General features: G+C 65.9%; 11 protein-coding genes. 5 read left to right on the top strand and 6 right to left on the bottom strand.

What is annotated here, in order from left to right; genetic code table 11:
* Nucleotides 1–5: 5 nt before the first annotated feature.
* From ACSYAO_RS11275 to ACSYAO_RS11260, 4 genes are all read right to left on the bottom strand, one after another.
* On the bottom strand, nt 6–1,193 hold the full coding sequence (locus ACSYAO_RS11275) for a hypothetical protein (protein ID WP_049462633.1): 1,188 nt from the start codon (nt 1,191–1,193) through the stop codon (nt 6–8).
* Entirely contained in the window at nt 1,190–3,718 is a 2,529-nt protein-coding gene (locus ACSYAO_RS11270) for a TcfC E-set like domain-containing protein (RefSeq protein WP_149908517.1), read from the bottom strand. Before ACSYAO_RS11270 ends, ACSYAO_RS11275 begins: the two co-directional genes overlap by 4 nt.
* Nucleotides 3,719–3,772: 54 nt before the next feature.
* Nucleotides 3,773–4,270: a CS1 type fimbrial major subunit gene (locus ACSYAO_RS11265; RefSeq protein WP_149908516.1), complete on the bottom strand. Its 498-nt coding sequence runs from the start codon at nt 4,268–4,270 to the stop codon at nt 3,773–3,775.
* A 111-nt stretch (nt 4,271–4,381) separates the two neighbouring features.
* The gene (locus tag ACSYAO_RS11260; RefSeq protein WP_049462630.1) at nt 4,382–5,116 is read right to left on the bottom strand and encodes a CS1 fimbrial subunit B flags: Precursor; all 735 of its coding nucleotides are present in this window, start codon (nt 5,114–5,116) and stop codon (nt 4,382–4,384) included.
* A 313-nt stretch (nt 5,117–5,429) separates the two neighbouring features.
* Here ACSYAO_RS11260 and ACSYAO_RS11255 point away from each other — a divergent pair, with 313 nt between their 5' ends.
* Nucleotides 5,430–7,976: an autotransporter family protein gene (locus ACSYAO_RS11255; RefSeq protein ID WP_223224628.1), complete on the top strand. Its 2,547-nt coding sequence runs from the start codon at nt 5,430–5,432 to the stop codon at nt 7,974–7,976.
* 83 nt (nt 7,977–8,059) lie between these two features.
* On the opposite strand, the gene pip is transcribed toward ACSYAO_RS11255, so the two are convergent.
* Entirely contained in the window at nt 8,060–9,007 is a 948-nt protein-coding gene (gene pip / locus ACSYAO_RS11250) for a prolyl aminopeptidase (protein ID WP_049460972.1), read from the bottom strand.
* A 112-nt stretch (nt 9,008–9,119) separates the two neighbouring features.
* Between pip and ACSYAO_RS11245 the strand changes: the two genes are divergently transcribed.
* Together ACSYAO_RS11245 and ACSYAO_RS11240 are read left to right on the top strand one after the other, a co-directional pair.
* On the top strand, nt 9,120–9,791 hold the full coding sequence (locus ACSYAO_RS11245) for a TraX family protein (RefSeq protein WP_049460975.1): 672 nt from the start codon (nt 9,120–9,122) through the stop codon (nt 9,789–9,791).
* A gap of 120 nt (nt 9,792–9,911) precedes the next feature.
* Entirely contained in the window at nt 9,912–10,337 is a 426-nt protein-coding gene (locus ACSYAO_RS11240) for an organic hydroperoxide resistance protein (RefSeq protein ID WP_032129483.1), read from the top strand.
* A gap of 49 nt (nt 10,338–10,386) precedes the next feature.
* Here ACSYAO_RS11240 and ACSYAO_RS11235 read toward each other — a convergent pair whose 3' ends face one another.
* On the bottom strand, nt 10,387–11,256 hold the full coding sequence (locus ACSYAO_RS11235) for a hypothetical protein (protein ID WP_049460977.1): 870 nt from the start codon (nt 11,254–11,256) through the stop codon (nt 10,387–10,389).
* Nucleotides 11,257–11,471: 215 nt separating this feature from the next.
* Here ACSYAO_RS11235 and ACSYAO_RS11230 point away from each other — a divergent pair, with 215 nt between their 5' ends.
* Both ACSYAO_RS11230 and ACSYAO_RS11225 read left to right on the top strand, forming a co-directional pair.
* The gene (locus ACSYAO_RS11230) at nt 11,472–14,144 is read left to right on the top strand and encodes an ATP-binding protein (protein ID WP_149908514.1); all 2,673 of its coding nucleotides are present in this window, start codon (nt 11,472–11,474) and stop codon (nt 14,142–14,144) included.
* 32 nt (nt 14,145–14,176) lie between these two features.
* Nucleotides 14,177–17,548: a response regulator gene (locus tag ACSYAO_RS11225; RefSeq protein WP_149908513.1), complete on the top strand. Its 3,372-nt coding sequence runs from the start codon at nt 14,177–14,179 to the stop codon at nt 17,546–17,548.
* Nucleotides 17,549–17,554 lie beyond the last annotated feature (6 nt).

Raw genomic sequence — 17,554 nt, 5'->3', positions numbered from 1 at the left:
CGTTGTCACGGATTGGTGTCAAACACCACCGTCATGTTGCCTTCCCAATGCGAGCCGGGTGACTTCAGCATCTCGTCCACCGCGTCTTTTTCGGCGATGAATCGAAGCGTTGAGCGACGCTGGACCATGTATGCATCAGGCGTAAGGCGAGGCGCGCGCACGTCACCCGGCGGAAGACGCATTCCCTGTACTGGCATGCCATCGCCCCGGTTGCGCATACCCGGAATGGTGACATCCACCGCAACGGGAACGACATCGTTACTGCGCGCATTACGGATCCCACATTGATTGTCCAGTTCGTGCTCACAGCGCAGCTTGAGGCTGAAATCCATGGACGACGTGAGGTAGAACGGCAGCTCCTGCGACATGCTGGGCGGACGGATGCCATGTTCGACCCAGGCACGCCAGCCCCCTTCCGGCACCAGGGTCACCCGTGGCGCCTCAGAAGGGAACAGCACTTCAAGGTCGTGGGCAACCTCAAACACAAAGTTCATGCGGATCATCTTGACCCCTGTGATGTTGTCCCCGAGGTCGATGTCGGCCTCTGCGCCGCCCGTAGTCCAGTCCTGCTGTGCAACGTAGCGGCCGTTCTTCAGGGTAATCGCATCCGGCAGTTCGACCTGGATGCCAATCCCCACGTTCTGATAGGAGTAGGTTCGTCCGTTGCGGCGCTGCGTGCTGAAGCATTCCCGGGGATTGGAGGGATCACGCACGCCCCATCCGCCAAACGACCATCCCACACCACCTGCGCCACGTATTGCGGCACAACCACCAGTGACACCGTAGTACCACGGATCCGCCCCATTCTTGAAGTTCAGCCGCAGCGAGATGGCAACAAAGCTGACGCGCGCCTGTGCAGTCTCCCCCGTCATCTCATCTCGAAGCATGAACGCACGCGGGGCCGGAAATCGAACGTAGGTGGTGTCGCGCGCGGACTCGTTATCGCCATCACCGGTCTTCTGCCAGAACTCTCCGGCCCCGATGTCGAAGATGTAAGCTCCCGCCTTGTCGCACTCTGTTGGTCGCCAGTTGCAGAACGCGCCTCGAGGCGTGGTGTTCACAAATGCGGTGTTTCCGGGATTGGCGGCGTTCGGTCGAAATTCACCGGTAACGGTGGTTTCAATGACCTGGGCCGCGGCAGGCGCCGGCGATATCCAGAGAGCTGCCAGCAACAGGTACAGACCACGAATCATCGGCGCTCCTCACTATTTTTCAGCCTGGATGCGATGGGATGCGCGCAACTCACGCCGCCCACCATCATTACATCTCCTTCCCGGACATAGCGTCCCTCTTCCATCGTCAGCGTGCAGCTGATCCTGTTCGGATAGCGCAGCTCGACCACTGGCGCACGAGCGCTCAGTTCCAGGGTAAAGAACCCTTCTTCCTGACTGACACTGCGGCCAGCGTGATTGATCACCTGAACACCGCGCACGCCATTGCCGTCGGCATCGAGCACCTGGCCCATCACGGTGAAGGTGCGCAGCACATCAACGGTGGCGTGCATCACGCCCCCTTTGTTGAGGTGGTAGCTGACGGCGGACGGCTGCAGGGTGACAGCCGGTGCGTGCCGGCCCTGGAAATCGAACTGCACGTGCCCTGCCCGATAGGCCGTTACGGGTACGAAGTTGCGTCCCGGCTTCAGCTGTACGCCGCCGCCCTGGCTGTCGTCTGCGCGCAGCGCTACTCCAGGGTAGTCACTGCGCACCTCGACGATGATGCCGGTATCCACGCTGCCGCTGCGGCCTTGGCCGATGACCGCAGCATGGCCGCCACCCACCACCAGCGTACTGTCCAGATTGGCAGTGCCACTGACGTGCCTCGAAGCCGTGCTGCGGTACAGCTGCACGTCACCCTCCAACAGTGAACCCTGCAGGTAGGCACCCACGCCGCCGCCGACGCCGCTTCGCTCGGCACTGATCATGCCATTCACACTCTGCAGCAGCTTGCCATCCACGCGTTGCGTCGCTGCCGCGCTGACATACGTATCGCGCTGCCCGGCCTCGCCAGTACGACTGCCCAGGCTGCCGCTGTAGCTGCGGCGCTCGCTGCCCAGCGACACGCTGACGGTCAGGTCGATGCCGCGTTGCCTTCGGTAGTGGGTGAAACGGCTGCCGGGGCGGTCGTAGGCGGAAACACGCCAGTTCACATCATGCTTGCCGAACAGGGTCTCGCGACGACCGTAAGACACATCAATGCCAGTGCCCTTGGTAAAGCCCGTGCTGCGCGCCAACCGCAGGCTGGCGTTGTCGCGGTGGCTGAAACGATGGGTAATCGAGACGGCAGTGGTGTCCTGCCAGCCGCCGCGGGTTTCCCAGCGCGGCGCCGAACCGTTGCCTGGCAGCACGCGGTGACGTTGCTCGGCCCAGCTGCGGGCGTGGTTGGCCACCACCGAACCTGCGCGATACCGGTACAGGCCCTGCAGGTCAATGCCGCGCCCGGCATCACTGGATGTATAGATATTGGTGTAGGTGCTGAAGCTGTCACTGGCCTGCCAGTCCATCGACAGGCCTGCCGCGTGGCGCGTACCGATCTGCTGCACCGTGGCACCGGCCACGGCACGTGGGTGCAGCAGGTAATTGACCACCGCGCCGGCCGCGACCTTGCCCCCCTGGCTTGGGCTGCCACTGTCGAGCAGGCCACGCTGCTGGCCGGCAAACACGCTGTAGCGCCAACGCCGGGAGGGGTCCCTCCAGCGGCTGGGTTTGTGGATTGATGCGGTTTCGCGCGAGGCTTCGCGGCCGTCTTCGATGACGCGCAGTTCCACATCGTAGATGCCACCCGGCAGCCGCCGCGTGTCGATCTCCTGGATGCCGGGCGTGACCGCCTGCGTGGACAGCAGGTTGCCGTCACGCAGGATCTCCACCACGCCCTCGCGGCTGGCAGTGACATAGACCGGGTACACACTGGGGCTGCGGGTGTCAGCCAGCAGCACGTCCGACGAGCCGAGCATGAAGCCCAGCGCGGTATCGTTCTGCGTGCCGGGTGCACGCGGCTGGCGGATGATGCCCTCGAAGGTGGGCAGGAAGTAGCCGGCACGCACGAAGTGATCGCCCAGTTCGCGCTGTGCATATAGCGCGCTGAGATAGTGCTCGCGACTGCCCGGCTGGGCGTAGTACTGGTAGCTGCCGACCGTGCTCCAACGGCCGACACTGCCGCGCAGTTCGGCGCTGTAGCGCGCCGTCGCCTGCTGATCCTGGCCGCCATGCATGGCCAGGCTGTTGCGCACGATCAGGCCATGGCTGCCCGCATCGGGCAACGCGACGTGGCGCTCTTCCTTGTGCGCTCCGCCTGGGGTCAGCAGGCTGAGCAATGAGCTTGACAGGCTGTAGTGCAGCGCGGCCAGGCCGCGGCACTGCTTGCTGCACACTCCCAGCGCCATCGGCTCGGCCAGTGCCTCGGCCCAGCGCGTGCGTTCGGTCTGCGGCCAGGGGCTGTCGTGGCTTTCACCGAAGCCGACCAGTTGCACGCGATTGTCTTCGTGCAGCAGCACCTCGGCATCACCCAGGTAGCGTCCGTCCAGCTCCACGCGCACGGTGAGCGGATTGCCGAACAGGTGCGCGCGGAACTCGGCGGGCATACGCTCGCGCTGCTCCAGCAGGCTGGGCAGGTCATCCAGGGTGAGACCGGCTGCCTGGCTGGATGCAGCAAAGACAGCGGCACCGATAGCGGCGGCCAACTGCGCCAGCGGCAGGCGGGTAGGAGATCGTAAGGAGCGCATGGAGGCGATTCCGGCCTGCCTGCGGCGCGCGTGGCGCCACAGGCAGAACGCGGCTTACGGAATGTCGCTTTCGAAGATCATGTGGAACTGGCCGCCGTAGCTGCCCTGCTTATAACCATCGGCCGGCACGGTCGGAGAGATGGCAAACGCCAGCGACTTGCCCGCTGCGGCCTGTGCGGCGTTGGCCACTTCGATCTTCGCCGCCGAGGTGGCCGGCACAACGACGTTGTCGATCTTCACGTCGAGATTCACCACATGCGCCGCCGATGCCATCTGCGCCGGCGCCGTCAGATAGGCACTGACCGCAGCCGGCGACTTGACATTGATGACGCGGCCCGTCAGTTCGCTCAGGGTCTGGTGGGCCGTATCCCACGGCAGGTTCTGCGGCAGGCCTTCCCAGCCGTCCGGGGTGGACACCTGCAGGCCGGCGCTGTTCGGCACGTCGGCGGTGACATTGATGGTGATCGACTTGGTCTCGGTGGCGGCCAGGGCAACGGCCGGGGTGATCAGCAGGGCGGTGGCCGCTGCCAGTAAGGTGGTCTTCAGGGACATGGATGCACTCCAGGTTCAAGGGTGGAAATCAAGGTGCCAGGCAAGGGCAAAGCAATCCCAGCGGGCGCCCGGCAGGCCCGTTCGGGATAGATCCATGGATAGGGCCGTTGCCTAGCGGCGCGAGTCGATGCTGCGTTGGCTGTCGCCCTCGCGAAGCTCGAAACGCAGGAACTGGTGCTCGGCGGCCTGCAGCGCATAGCTGTTGCCGGGACGCACATGGGCGATGATTCCCGGCGTGCAGGTATCAGGACGGTCGCGCTCGCACTGGCGCAGGTTGTCCAGCACCACGGTGGCGTTGCCGCGATTGCGCACCTGCTGTTGCTCAATGAGCGTGTCGTAGTGCGGGTTCTCCGGCGCGACGAAGAAGATCGTGCCGTAACCGGTGAATACGCGGATGGCAGAGGTGAGCTCCACTGCCTCCCGGGCCTGGTCTTCGCTGAGCGAGAATTCCTCGGCTGTCGGCGCCACCGGGATGAAGCGCAGCCGGTAGTAGCGCTCCTGGTCACGCGCACCGCGATACACCAGGCGTGTGGCCTGCTGCCCATTGCCTGCGATGATCAGGCGGCTGGGACTGGCGATGACGCCTTGCGTGTCCGGTGCATTACGGACCAGCGCGGCGGTATCCACTGGTGTTTCGCTGGCCTTGCCCTCCGCATCGAAGTGCATCTGGGTAACTTCAACCCGTACGTAGGCCGTGGCGTCACCGGTGTTGCGGATGCGCTTGAGCAGATTGCTGCGCGTGGGTTGCAGGTAGTCGAACAGTACGCCGACGTTGATCTGCGGGGTGGATGCGTGCGCGCTACCACACAGGATGACCGACAGAATCAAGGACAGAAGACGATGCATGGCGAGCCCGGAGGGGGATGGCAAGCGGGAATTCTCACGGCTTCATCACAACCCCGAAATACAAGAAGTTGCAAAAGTCGGACTTGTCCTACAGGTTTGAAGCGATTCCTATGCGTCAGCCGCAGGATGTATCCGCTGGCGATTCAATGCCGGTCAGCCCACTGGTCGGCGAACGCGGCCATGGCACGCACCCGCGCATCAGCCATCACCTTCATGTTTCGAACCGGTCTGATGGAAGCATGCCGCAGTCGCGACGACGATGCGGGCTACCTCATCAACCATCAGACGAATGTCCACATCTCCGCATCGCACCTTGTTGGCCATTTCCGTGGCCAGCGCGCTCTTCGCAGCAGGTCCGGCCATCGCGGGCCAGCTGATCGCCGATGGCACCGTGGAAACGCCAACCGCCACGGCATACGAAACGACCCTGGACAATGAGCACGCCTTCCATGCGCGCAATCGTGGTCAGATCATCGCAACAGGGGAGCTCGAACTATCGACGTCGGGCGATGGCGCGGCAGGCGTGTTCCTGGAGGGAATGAGTCACGTCTCGATGCTTGGGGCGGAAGGCAAGCGCATGTCCGTGCGCACCACGGGTCTCAACGCTGCAGGCATCCATATCAATGACGGCACGCTTACCGAGGCCAGCTACCTGGACATCCAGACCGAGGGAGATGGTTCTGCTGGGATGGAAGTAGAGCATGGCCAGATGCTGATACGGGACAGCACCATCAAAACCCTGGGTGAGGCCGCGCACGGAATCCTCAAACAGGGGGTTGGATCGGGTACGGTGGAACGCGTCCTGATCACCACCGGGGGGGATCACGCGATTGGCATGAAGGTGGTCTCCAGCCTGGTCAACGTCAATGACGGTACCCGCATCGAAACTGCTGGCGAGCAGGCGCACGGGCTGGTGATCGAAGGGGTAGGGAAGGTCAATCTGTGGAACAGCCAGGTCATTGCCAACGGTTTGGACGCCTGGGGGGCTGTGGTCGACGACGCGGGAAGCCTCGCGCTTGACGGCGCCCTCATTGAAAGCTCGTTGGCTGGGCGCGGGGGAGTGCGTGTACGTGGTGGCGCTGATTCCCGCCTTGCATTGGCCAGAGGTTCTCGCATTGCCGGGTTGAACAACATCGCCGTCTCGCTCGATGCTGCCGTGTCCGGGCGATTTGCTCTTGATCTGGCAGGTTCCTATCTGGAAGGCGACATTGTGCATACCCGTGAGGACCTTGAGGCCGGGCGGGTTTCGACAGCGAAAGTTCACGTATCGCTCACCGGCAATTCGGTGTGGACCGGCGCCTCCACGCTGCTTGAAAGTGTGTCGCTGACGGACAGCTGGTGGGTGATGGGCCGCGGGTCAGCAGTGGGCGAACTGCAGGTAAGGGACGGTCTTGTTGCTCTCATGACCCCTGCGCATGCGGAGAACACGGTACTCAGCGTGACCAGCGATCTGCACGCCAGCAACGCTGTCTTCCATTTTTCAGGCGCGCTCGACGGCGACGACTCACGGATCGGTCGCATTCACGTGCAGGGTGATGCGTTTGGCGATGGCAGGGTCTCGGTGGACAATATCGGCGGGTTGGGTGCGGAGACCATCACCGGCATCCCGTTGTTCCAGATCGATGGAGCATCCCTTGCGGATTTCACGTTGAATGGGCGTGTGGTTGCCGGCCTGTATGAGTACTTCCTGCACAAAGGCGGCGTGCCGGGCGGAGAAGGCAACTGGTACCTTCGTTCGGAGATTCCTGCGCCTCCTGTGGACCCGTGTGAGTCTGATCCCACGGTACCGGGGTGCCCGGTCGATCCGATGGATCCGGGCGAACCGACAGCCCCGGGGAATCCTGGCGGCCCCGGGATTCCAGGCGCGCCCGGCGACCCGCAGGACCCCAATGACCCGACCGGGCCCTGGACACCGGGCGACCCGATTGGCCGCCCAGGGCCGCTGCTGCGATCGGAAGCGGGCGCGTATCTTGCCAACCAGCAGGCCGCGCTGAACATGTTCGTTCACCGCCTGGCCGAGCGCCGTGGCGGCATGCGGGCCGAGGACGACCGCACGGTCTGGGCACGGCTTGACAGCCAGCAGGCCGACTTTGATGCATTGGGGGGTCAGTTGTTGGTGGACGGTGGATCGTCGGTGCTGCAGGTCGGCAGCGACCTGCTGCGCGCTGGCAATGCGATCTACGGCGTGATGCTCGGCGTTGGTAATGCCAACAGCACCGTTGTATCGGAGCGGACCGGATACAGCGCGAAGGGACAGGTACGTGGCAGTGCGATCGGCGTGTACGGCACGTGGCAGCAGGACGCGGGAGGGGATCAGGGCTTCTACGCAGATGGCAGCCTGCAGCATGGGCGGTTCAAGAACCGCGTGCAGGGTATGGGGCTGCATCGCGAGTCCTATGATTCGCGGGCGATCATCGGTGCCTTGGAGGGCGGCTACATTGCTCCGGTCTGGCGAGGGGCATCGGCGACGCTGTTCGTACAGCCGCAGGTGCAGCTCATCTACAGCCGGTTCCACGCAGGGCAGCATGTGGAACGAAACGGGACGACGGTGGGCAATGCCAAGGCGGGGGGGGTGGCTGGGCGCATCGGTGCGCGCGTGTTCGGTCACTCGATGGCACTGGGCAACCGCGTGCAGCCCTATCTGGGCGTGAACTGGTTGCGCGGCCCAGCGACCAATGCGCTGGATTTCAACGGTCAGACCCTTGCGGTCGGCATGCCGCGCGATCGCGTTGAAGTGCAGGGCGGCGCCGAACTGGAGCTGGGGGAACGCGTAGGTGCCTGGGGTGGAGTAAGCCTGCAGCGCGCCGACCAGAACTATCGGAACATCATTGGGCAGGTCGGCATCAGGGTGGCCTGGTAAGGAATGGCGGAGCAGGGCGGCGGAGAGGCCGCCCTGTCCACTAGCGACGGTATGCCGGCCAGCGGCCGGCACTACCTCATGTTTCAGAACCCTTCCGCAAACGCATCCGTGGCCCGCACCAGCGCGTCCACTGTCGCCGGCTCATTCGCACTGTGGCCGGAGGTCACCATCTCCAGCCTGGCTTCCGGCCAGGCCTTGGCCAGGTCCCAGGCGCTGCGCGGCGGGCAGATGATGTCGTAGCGGCCCTGCACGATCACGCCGGGCAGGTGGCGGATGCGGTCGATGTCGCGCAGCAGCTGGTCTGGCTCCAGGAAGATACCGTTGCGGAAGTAGTGCGCTTCGATGCGGGCCTTGGCGAGCGTGTCCAGCGGGTCATCCGTGGAAACAGCATCCACATCGTGCTGCAGGGTCGCCGCATTGTCTTCCCAGCCCAGCCAGGCCTGCGCAGCTTCGATGCGGGTCGCCTCATCCGGGCCGTCCATGCGCGCCCAGTAGGCTGCGATCATGTCGCCACGCTCGGCCTCCGGGATGTAGGCCTCATAGCGGTCCCAGCGCTCTGGGAAAATCCAGCGCGCACCGCCGTTGGCCTCGGCGAACCAGCGGTTCTCGACCTCACGACCGAGGAAAACGCCGCGCACGATCAGGCCGGTGGCGCGTTCGGGATGTGCCTGCGCGTAGGCCAGCGACAGGGTTGAGCCCCAGGAGCCGCCATAGACCAGCCAGCGCTCGATACCCAGGTGCTCGCGCACCTTCTCGATGTCGGCCACCAGGTCCTGCGTGGTGTTGTCGCGCAGTTCGCCGAACGGCGTGGAGCGGCCGCTGCCGCGCTGGTCGATCAACACGATGCGGTAACGCGCCGGGTCGAAGAAGCGGCGATGGGTGGGCGAGATACCGGCGCCGGGGCCGCCATGCAGGTACACCACCGGGATGCCCTCGGGCGTGCCGCACTCTTCGATGTGCAGCGTGTGCAGATCGCTCACCTTCAGGGTGAACTCGCGGTAGGGCTCGATGGCGGGGTAAAGGGTACGCATGGGGGCGCTCACAAACAGGGGCGGCCAGCATAGCGCCGCAGCCCGATGCCTGCAGTGGCACATGCTTTCGCGGTGCTGGAAATGGGCTGGCCGATGCGCATAAGCTGCCGCGATGCAATCGACCACGACAGGGATGTCCACGCCCGATCCCAGCCTCAGCAGTGGCGCACGCGAGCTGCTGAAGTGGATCGCGCTGCTGACCATGACCGGCGACCACGTGGCAAAAGTGGTCTACGGCGGCTACCTGCCGGTCGTAAGCGAACTGGGCCGCATCGCGTTCCCGCTGTTCGCGCTGGTGATGGCCTGCAACCTCGCCCAGCCGGGCGCGGACCTGCGCAAGTCGATCCGTCGCCTGGCCGCATGGGGCGTGATCGCGCAGCCGTTGCATGCACTGGCCTTCGGTTCCTGGCTGCCGCTCAACATCCTGCTCACCTTCGCCTTGGCGGCAGCGGCGGTGCATGCGCTGGCGAACAATCGGCCGCTGCTGTTGCTGCTGGCGGCGGGCATGGCGCCGATGCTGGTGGACTACCAATGGGCGGGCGTCGGCTTCGTGCTGCTCGGGTGGCTGGCGTTCCGCCATGGTGCGTGGTGGCTGCTGCTGATCGGGTTTGCTGCAGTGTGCTGGGCCAACCACAATGGTTGGGCGCTGCTGACCATTCCCGTGGTGCTGGCGGTGGCGCGCGTGCGTTGGCGGCTGCCGAGGTGGCGCTGGACGTTCTATGGCTATTACATCGGGCACCTGGCGCTACTGGCGTTGTACGTACAGCTGCGCGGTCAAGGGTGATGGCCGCAGCGGGGCCGCGCTATCGTCGCTGTCCGATGGAAGCGGCGCTCATCGCCCGGGAGGATGGTTGGGTGGCGGAACGTACCGCCACTCCACTCAGTCAACCGACCGGAGCAACCCATGAGCATCGAATCGATCCTGTACTCGGCCCAGGCTACGGCTGTCGGCGGCCGTGAAGGCCGCGCCACTTCGTCCGACAAGACCCTGGACATCGCCCTGTCCACCCCGGCCGAACTCGGTGGCACCGGCGGCACCGGCACCAACCCGGAGCAGCTGTTTGCCGCTGGCTATTCGGCCTGCTTCCTCGGCGCCCTGAAGTATGTCGCCGGGCAGGACAACATCGCCATCGCAGACGATGCCGCGGTCACCGGCCGCGTCGGTATCGGTGCGGTCAGCACCGGCTTCGCCATCGATGTGGCACTGACCATCTCGCTGCCGGGCGTGCCCACCGCGCAGGCCGAGGAGCTGGTGCGCAAGGCGCATGTCGTCTGCCCGTATTCGCATGCCACCCGCAACAACATCAACGTGGCACTGGTCATCGCATGATGCCATCGGCCGCAGCCGGCGGCTGCCTGCTGCGGCCTCTGCGTTCTGCCTAGCGGTCCAGGTCATGCCAGTCATGCGGTGCCGCCGCCAGGAACGCGTGGGCGGCGGCATACAGCGCAGTTGCGCCCTCGGCCAGCGACTCGGCACTGAACTCACCCAGCACGGACAGGGTGCCGGCCTCGCTGCCATCGCGCCGGTGACCCAGTACCAGCACCGGTACGTTTGCCAAACGGGCCAGGCGCAGCGGTGCAGGTTCTCTGGTCACGCCGGTTTCCCGCCACGGGCAGGGGTCCAGCAGGGCCACCACCGTCGCTCCGCGGCGCAGCTGCCGCCAGGCCTCGCCCCGCTGCTGCGCACGGCCGATCTCCAGGCGATGCCCTTGGCGCTTCAGCGCCAGTAGTGTGCGCAGTTCGGGCGAATCGTCGCGGTGATGGGTGTTGACGAAGTAGTGCGCGGGCGCGCCCGGACGATCGAGCACGGCGGCCAGCGCCAGCTCGACATCGCCAGTGGGCAGCAGGCAGACAACACGGCGCCGCCCAGCCGCCGCCGCCCACAGCGCACCCGGGTCCTGCCAGGCCATGCCACGCAGTACGTGTTGCAGGGCGCTGAAGGGCAGGGACTGCAGGCGTTGGAAATGGGCCTGACGCAACCACCGCCCGGCCAGGAAACGGGCGCTCAGTTCCGCCGCAGCCGAGGGCGCGTGGCCCAACCGCTGCAGGGTGTCGAAGGCGCGGCCATGGCGTTCTGCCTGCAGTAGTGGCCCGAGTGCGGAGGCCGCACCCTCGGTTAGAGAGACCCGCGCAGGTGCCGGCAGCAGTGGCAGCAGGACCGCGCCGAGCCGCAGGCTTGCACGGTGGCAGGCTTGCCGGGCCATCAGACGGAGTGCCCACAGGCGCTCGCGGCCTCTTGATGCTGTCATCGTGATGTCCTCGTCAACGGGGAGCGCCCAGCCTCGCCAGCCTTGAGCAGCCCGGAAACCGGACAAGTTCGAAATGTGGACAGAACTGTCTATACGGGCAAATGCGTCACGCATGGCCATCTTTTTGGACTTTGTCCTACATCGACGGCGGCGACCGCCACGCATGCTGGCGCTCCCATGTTCTTCACGCCGAGCGCTCGACGCCGCCCGATGCCATGCCGTCCGCCGCCCCTTCCATTGCCGATTCGCTGCGCCGCCTGCACTCCGCTGCCGGGCCGGCGCCTGCTGGTGCGGGCGAGCTGCAGGCGCTGCGGCGGTATCCGCGACGGCTGATGCTGGCGTGTGGGGCGGTGCTGAGCCTGCTCTCGCTGAGCGTGCTGATCACCCTCATCGTGGTCCAGGTCAACGGCTACGAGGCGCGTCGCATTGCCGAATTCCGCCGTGCGCACACGGCGCTGCAGTTCCAGCTGGCACGCCAGGACGCCGCCTACGCGCGGTTGGCCAACATGGCCGAGTACGCCTGGGATCGCGACGTCCAGCTGGGTGACGCCAGCGCCGAAGCCATGCGCAACGCCTACCTGCAGGGCGGCCAGCGGCTGGTGGTGGCCGCCGATGCAAGCAGCCGGCCGCAGATGGCGCTGGGCCTGGAGACAGCGCAGTGGCGCCCGCAGGAGCTGCAGCGTTATCTGCAGCTGACCACGGCGGTGTCGCTCATCCAGCGCCTGAGCGGAACCGCAGACGATGCCGAGCCCGCCGGTGCATCCTATTTCTTCGATCCCAGCGGGCAGTACCTGTCGCTGGACAAGGGTTTGACCGAGCGCAGCCTGATCACCGCGCTCGCGGCGAATTCACGTAGCGATGTATTCGAACACCTGCGTGCGCCGGCGCAGCTGCTGGCACCGGCCTCCGGCCACGACCAGGTGCCGCTGCTGGAAAGCGTGGAGCGCAGCGACAGCCCGCGGCGGACGTTCGGTCGCCACCCGATCACCGGCGAGCCCTCGCTGGTGTCGGTGTTCCAGGCCAGTGCGGGGGCGACGCCCATCGCCACCTTCGTGGCCTACGAGCCGATGGCACGCCTGCAGGCACTGCTGCGCCATAACAGCAAAGGCCACATCGCATTGCTGGACCGCGACGGCCTGCGCGTGCTGGCCTCGGACGGCGCCGATGCCACGGCCATGCGTACGTCCGCCGACACCGATTGGGTGCTGCTGGGCGACGCCACGCGTGCGCGCTTCCACAACGGCCGATTCACCCTGGCCCTGGCCGTGGCCGGTACGCCCTGGACGCTGGTGGAGACCTACTGCTGGCGGGATATCCTGCGCGGCATCGCACCGATGCTGCTCAGCGGCATTGCCTGTGTGCTGGTGGCACTGGCACTGCTCTGGTTCCTGTTGCTGTGGCTGCATCGGCGCATGTACACGCCGGCGTTCCGGCAGGTGAAAGCCATCTATGCCCGTGACCGCCGTCTGCGCCTGCTGCTCGATCACGTGCCCGTTGGCGTGGCACTGCTGGAAGCCAGCACCGGCCACGTACAGGACTGGAATGGTTCCTTGCAGCGCATGGATCGTGCTGCCGGTGCGCGACTGATGCCACAGCTGCGCGAGGCGATGATGCAGGCCGATACCCGCCATGGTGCGGTGAAGGTGGAGGGCGACATCGCACTGGCAGGCGATCCAAAGCAGCGCCTGTTCCATCGTACGCATATGCATTCAGGTGGTGATGCCTGGCCGGGCGGTGTGCTGCTGATGGTGGAGGACATCAGCCACGATATGCGTGAGCTCGTGGCGGAGCAGAAGCGGACTGCGGAAGCAGAAGCCTGCAGCCGCGCAAAATCCAACTTCGTGGCGGCGATGAGCCACGAAATCCGCACGCCGCTGCACGGCATCATTGGCCACCTGGAGCTGCTCGCACGCAGCCCGTTGCAGGCCGAGCCTGCCGAGCGTGTGCTGCGCCTGCGCCAGTCTGCCGATTCATTGATGGACATCATCACCGATGTTCTGGATCTGTCGCGCATCGAGTCCGGGCAGTGGACGCTCACCCCCGAACGGTTCGCCCCTTCGGCGCTGCTGGAGCGTGTTGCCGTGCTGTACGCCCCGGTAGCACAGGCGAAGGGCCTTCAACTGGATTGCGTGGTGGATGCCGATGTGCCGGCCGCAGCCGTGGCGCCGATGGCGGCCATCGAGCGGGTGCTGCGCAACCTGGCCAGCAATGCGCTGAAGTTCACCGCCTCGGGCCGGGTGCAGCTGCGGGTGTCCTGCCAGCGCGGTGATGAGGGCTGCTACCTGCGCCTTGAAGCCACTGATTCCGGCATTGGCCTGAGCGCTGTCGAGTGCCAGTGGTTGTTCCAGCCGTTTGTGCAGGCCGCGCCCAGCATCGTTGCGCGCTTCGGCGGCTCCGGCCTGGGTCTGGCGCTGTGCCAGCAGCTGTGCGAACGCATGGGGGGGCGCATATGGGTGGAAAGCACCGCCGGCGTTGGCAGCCGTTTCGTCTTCGAGGTGCCGCTGTTGACCTCGATCGCCATCCCGGTGCCGCTGCCACTGGCCGGGCAGCGGATCAATCTGCTGGCTGCGCCTGGCCCGTGGCACGGGGAGCTGGAACGGCGGCTGCAGAAGTGGGGGGCACAGGTGCAGCTGGTACGTGGCCCGGCGGTGGAGGGCGCGTGCGGGGGCGCGTGGGTCCTGTTCGAGGCGCCTGGCGAAGACGTCCGCTGGGTACGGCAGAGTGGCCAGCCGTGGGTCCAGGTCTCCCGCGAGGGGCCGCTGCGCCCACAGCCAGAACAGGGTGGCTGGACGGTGTCCTGCTATGCCAGCGAGGCCTTGTCCCAGGCAGTGCTGCAGGCGCTGGCTTCGGCTGGGCCAGATATGCCAGCTATTGACGCAATCGGATAAATTGCATGGGTACCCACCTCAGGATCACGGTCATGGCAGGCACCGAAGCAGTGCAGGGAACGGACGGCAGGGCCGTCGCCGCGCGCCTGGACGACCTGCGCCGGCTGCGTCGCCGCCTGCTGCTGGGAGGCGGTGCGCTGATCACGGTGCTGGTGCTGCTGACGGCCATTGTCAGCTCCATTGCCGATGTGGAAGAGTTCCACGCCCGCGAACGCCAGTCCTTCCTTGAAGCACGTGCCGCGCTGGACTATTTCCTCTACCAGCGTGACCGGGCCTATGCCACCTCGGTCAATGGCAACGACGTGCTGTGGCGTGACCAGCGGCCGGCCCTGCAGGCGGTCGGTGCGCCGCTGGCCGAGCGCTTCCATGCCCAGGGCGAGGAGGTGGTGGTCCGCGCTGAAGGGCGCACTGCCGTGCCATGGCTGGTGCTGGGTGCCCGCGACAATCCCTTGCCGCCCGGGGAGCTGAAGGCCTACCTCGGCATGATCGACATCTACTCGGCCTATACCGCCGATTCGATTACCTCGCAGGACGTGCCCGGCCCGGTGGCGATGTTCGCCTATGAGCCACAGGGGCGACTGCTGGCCGTGTCCAACGTCCGCGACGAGGCTCAGCTGCTGCAGACCCTGGGCGTGGCCACCCGCCAGCAGGCCTTTGCCCGCCTGCTGCGTGATGAGCCGGAGGTGCGCAAAGTGCCGCCGCGTCCTGGCCCCATCCGTGCCGCGTCTCGTGAGGGCAGGCTGCTGTCGCGCTTTGCAACCAACCCGCTCAATGGGCAGTCGTCGCTGGTGGGTGTGGTCACGATGGCCGAGGGCACCACGCCGTACTTCCGGCGCGTCGTCTTCGAGTCGGTCGACAACATCAAGTCCCGGCTGGAAGCGCGTGAAGAGGGGCGCTATCTGGTGCTGTCGTCCAAGCACGAGGTGGTGCTCAGCAGCGGCGGGCTGAGCAGCCAGGAGCAGGGCCTGCTGCTGCAGGCCTTGCCGGCTCGCATGGGCACCAAGCCTTCGCGGCAGTACGCGCAGGGTCGCTTCATCATCAGTTGCAGCCTGCCGGGCGTGGACTGGACGCTCAGCCATGTCTACGACTGGTCCGATATCTGGGCGGCGCAGGGGCCCTACCTGCTGGCACGCAGCCTCAGCGCGCTGCTGATCATCGGCCTGCTGTGGTGGCTGCTGCTGCGCATCGACCGCCGTGTATTCAAGCCGGCATTGGCCGATGCCTCGCGGGTCTACGAGAGCGAAGCGCTGAGCCGGGCCATCATCGGCACCGCACCGATTGGGCTGGCACTGCTGGCGCGCGACAGTGGCATGCCGCTGTTGCAGAACGAGACCGCACGAGCCCTGGTCGGCGAGGGCGCCGAGGAAGGCAGCGATGCGATCGCACCGCTGTACGTGAGGCTGGCCGAGCTGGGGCGCAGCAGCCATGGCGACGAAGCGCTGGAGCTGCAGTGGTCGCCCGACGACGAGGGTTGCGACACGCAGCTGCAGATCAGCATGGCACTGGCCACGTATCACGACCAAGCGGTCTGGGTCTGTGCCCTGCGCGATGTGACCGCCCAGGTGGAGCTGGAAGACACGCTGCGCCGTGCCCGCGAGGATGCCGAGGCCGCACGCCAGGCCGCAGAGGCTGCAACGCGTGCCAAGTCCGCGTTCGTCGCGACGATGAGCCATGAGATTCGCACGCCGCTCAATGGTGTGCTGGGCCACCTCGAGCTGCTGGCCCGTTCGCCGCTGCAGCCCGGCCAGCGCGAGCGGCTGGATCGCATCCGATTCTCTGCCGATGCGTTGATGCGGATCATCAGTGATGTGCTGGATTTTTCCAAGATCGAAGCCGGGCAGCTGGATGTGGAGCCCGCTCCCTTTGCGCTGCGCCCTCTTATCGAAAGCGTGGCACTGCTCTACGCTCCCGATGCGCTGCGCAAAGGCGTGCGCCTGTTCTTCGCCGTGGAGGCGCCGCTGGGCCAGGACTGCATTGGCGATGCACATCGCATCCGCCAGATCCTCAACAACCTGGTCAGCAACGCGGTCAAGTTCACCGAATCGGGTCGCATCATCCTGCGTGCCGAAGTGCAGGATGTGGATGGCATGGGCACCCAGCTACGCATGCAGGTGATCGATTCCGGCATCGGCATGAGCCTGCAGCAGGCAGGACAGCTGTTCCAGCCGTTCCAGCAGGCCGATGCCAGCGTCTCGCGCCGGTACGGCGGCAGTGGGCTGGGCCTGGCCTTGTGCCAACAACTGGCGCAGGCGATGGGTGGCCAGGTGGCGGTGGAGAGTACCGAAGGCGTGGGCAGCAGTTTCACCCTGCTGCTGCCGGTACGCCTGCAGCCTGCAGCGCTGCCTGCAGCGCAGCCCTTGGCGGGCCAGCGCATCACTGTGCTGTCATCCACGCCTGAGTGGCGAAATGAGGTTGGGCGTCTGATGGCGGAATGGGGCGCGCAAGCCCTGCTGTTGGATGCACCGCAAGCCGATGCCAGCGGCGAGGTGCTGCTGATCGCAGGCGATCACCGCCCATGGGGCCATGACGAGGAGCGGCAGTTGGCGGCTGCCCATCAGCGCACCGTATTCGCGCATGCACAAGGCCCGTTGACGCCGGAATTGCGCGGTGATCGTACCGAAGTGACCTGCTACGCGAGTGAAGCGTTGCTGGCGGCCATTGGCGCGCCGCAGCAAGGTCCAGCGCCCAGCGCTCAAGCCGAGCGGGCCGCCGCGCAATCACGTGGGCGCGTATTGCTGGTGGAAGACAATGCGGTGAACCGTGAGTTGATCCAGCAGCAGCTGGAAGAACTGGGTTTCGCGGTGGAGGCTGCAGAAGACGGTGCCGCCGCATTGGCGTTATGGCGCAATGACACCTATCTGGCAGTGCTGACCGACATCAACATGCCGGTGATGGATGGCTACGCCCTGGCGCGTGAGCTGCGCCAGCGCGGGCAGTCGCTGCCGATCCTGGCGATCACCGCCACCGCACTGGCCAGCGAGCGTGAGCGCTGCCTCGCGGCGGGCATCGATGATCTGCTGCTGAAGCCCTTGAATCTCGAACGCCTTGAGGCTGGATTGAACAGAACCAGTCGGCGCCCGGCCGCTGGGGCCATCGCAACCGCCAGCGTAAGCCGGCCATCCGCCGCCATCCGCCGCCTGTTCGTGGAGACCGGCGACAAGGATCTACAGGCGATGGCCGAAGCACGTGTCGGGAACGACATGCAGCGGCTGCTGGATCGCGTGCACGCGTTCAAGGGCGTGCTGCAGATGCTGGGCGAGCACGCGTTGGGCGAGCGTTGCGGCGAGGTGGAGCAGGTGTTGCGCGAAGGGATGGACGTTCCGGCATCGCAGCTCGATGCCCTGCACGCGGCGCTGCAGGCATGCCTGGATGACTACCGGCGCGAACTGGAGCAGGAATCGTGACGAATG

The organism is Stenotrophomonas sp. STK16_22, assembly GCF_051984505.1.
GTDB classification, from domain to species: domain Bacteria; phylum Pseudomonadota; class Gammaproteobacteria; order Xanthomonadales; family Xanthomonadaceae; genus Stenotrophomonas; species Stenotrophomonas maltophilia_A.
The sequence above is the reverse complement of the archived record's forward strand: the minus strand, read 5'-3'. Positions and strand labels throughout refer to the sequence as shown.

Excerpts from the sequence above, each read along its gene's own strand:
- ACSYAO_RS11275 (WP_049462633.1), bottom strand. The coding sequence starts at position 1,193 with ATGATTCGTGGTCTGTACCTGTTGCTGGCAGCTCTCTGGATATCGCCG.
- ACSYAO_RS11270 (WP_149908517.1), bottom strand. The coding sequence starts at position 3,718 with ATGCGCTCCTTACGATCTCCTACCCGCCTGCCGCTGGCGCAGTTGGCC.
- ACSYAO_RS11265 (WP_149908516.1), bottom strand. The coding sequence starts at position 4,270 with ATGTCCCTGAAGACCACCTTACTGGCAGCGGCCACCGCCCTGCTGATC.
- ACSYAO_RS11260 (WP_049462630.1), bottom strand. The coding sequence starts at position 5,116 with ATGCATCGTCTTCTGTCCTTGATTCTGTCGGTCATCCTGTGTGGTAGC.
- pip (WP_049460972.1), bottom strand. The coding sequence starts at position 9,007 with ATGCGTACCCTTTACCCCGCCATCGAGCCCTACCGCGAGTTCACCCTG.
- ACSYAO_RS11245 (WP_049460975.1), top strand. The coding sequence starts at position 9,120 with ATGCAATCGACCACGACAGGGATGTCCACGCCCGATCCCAGCCTCAGC.
- ACSYAO_RS11240 (WP_032129483.1), top strand. The coding sequence starts at position 9,912 with ATGAGCATCGAATCGATCCTGTACTCGGCCCAGGCTACGGCTGTCGGC.
- ACSYAO_RS11235 (WP_049460977.1), bottom strand. The coding sequence starts at position 11,256 with ATGACAGCATCAAGAGGCCGCGAGCGCCTGTGGGCACTCCGTCTGATG.
- ACSYAO_RS11230 (WP_149908514.1), top strand. The coding sequence starts at position 11,472 with ATGCCGTCCGCCGCCCCTTCCATTGCCGATTCGCTGCGCCGCCTGCAC.
- ACSYAO_RS11225 (WP_149908513.1), top strand. The coding sequence starts at position 14,177 with ATGGCAGGCACCGAAGCAGTGCAGGGAACGGACGGCAGGGCCGTCGCC.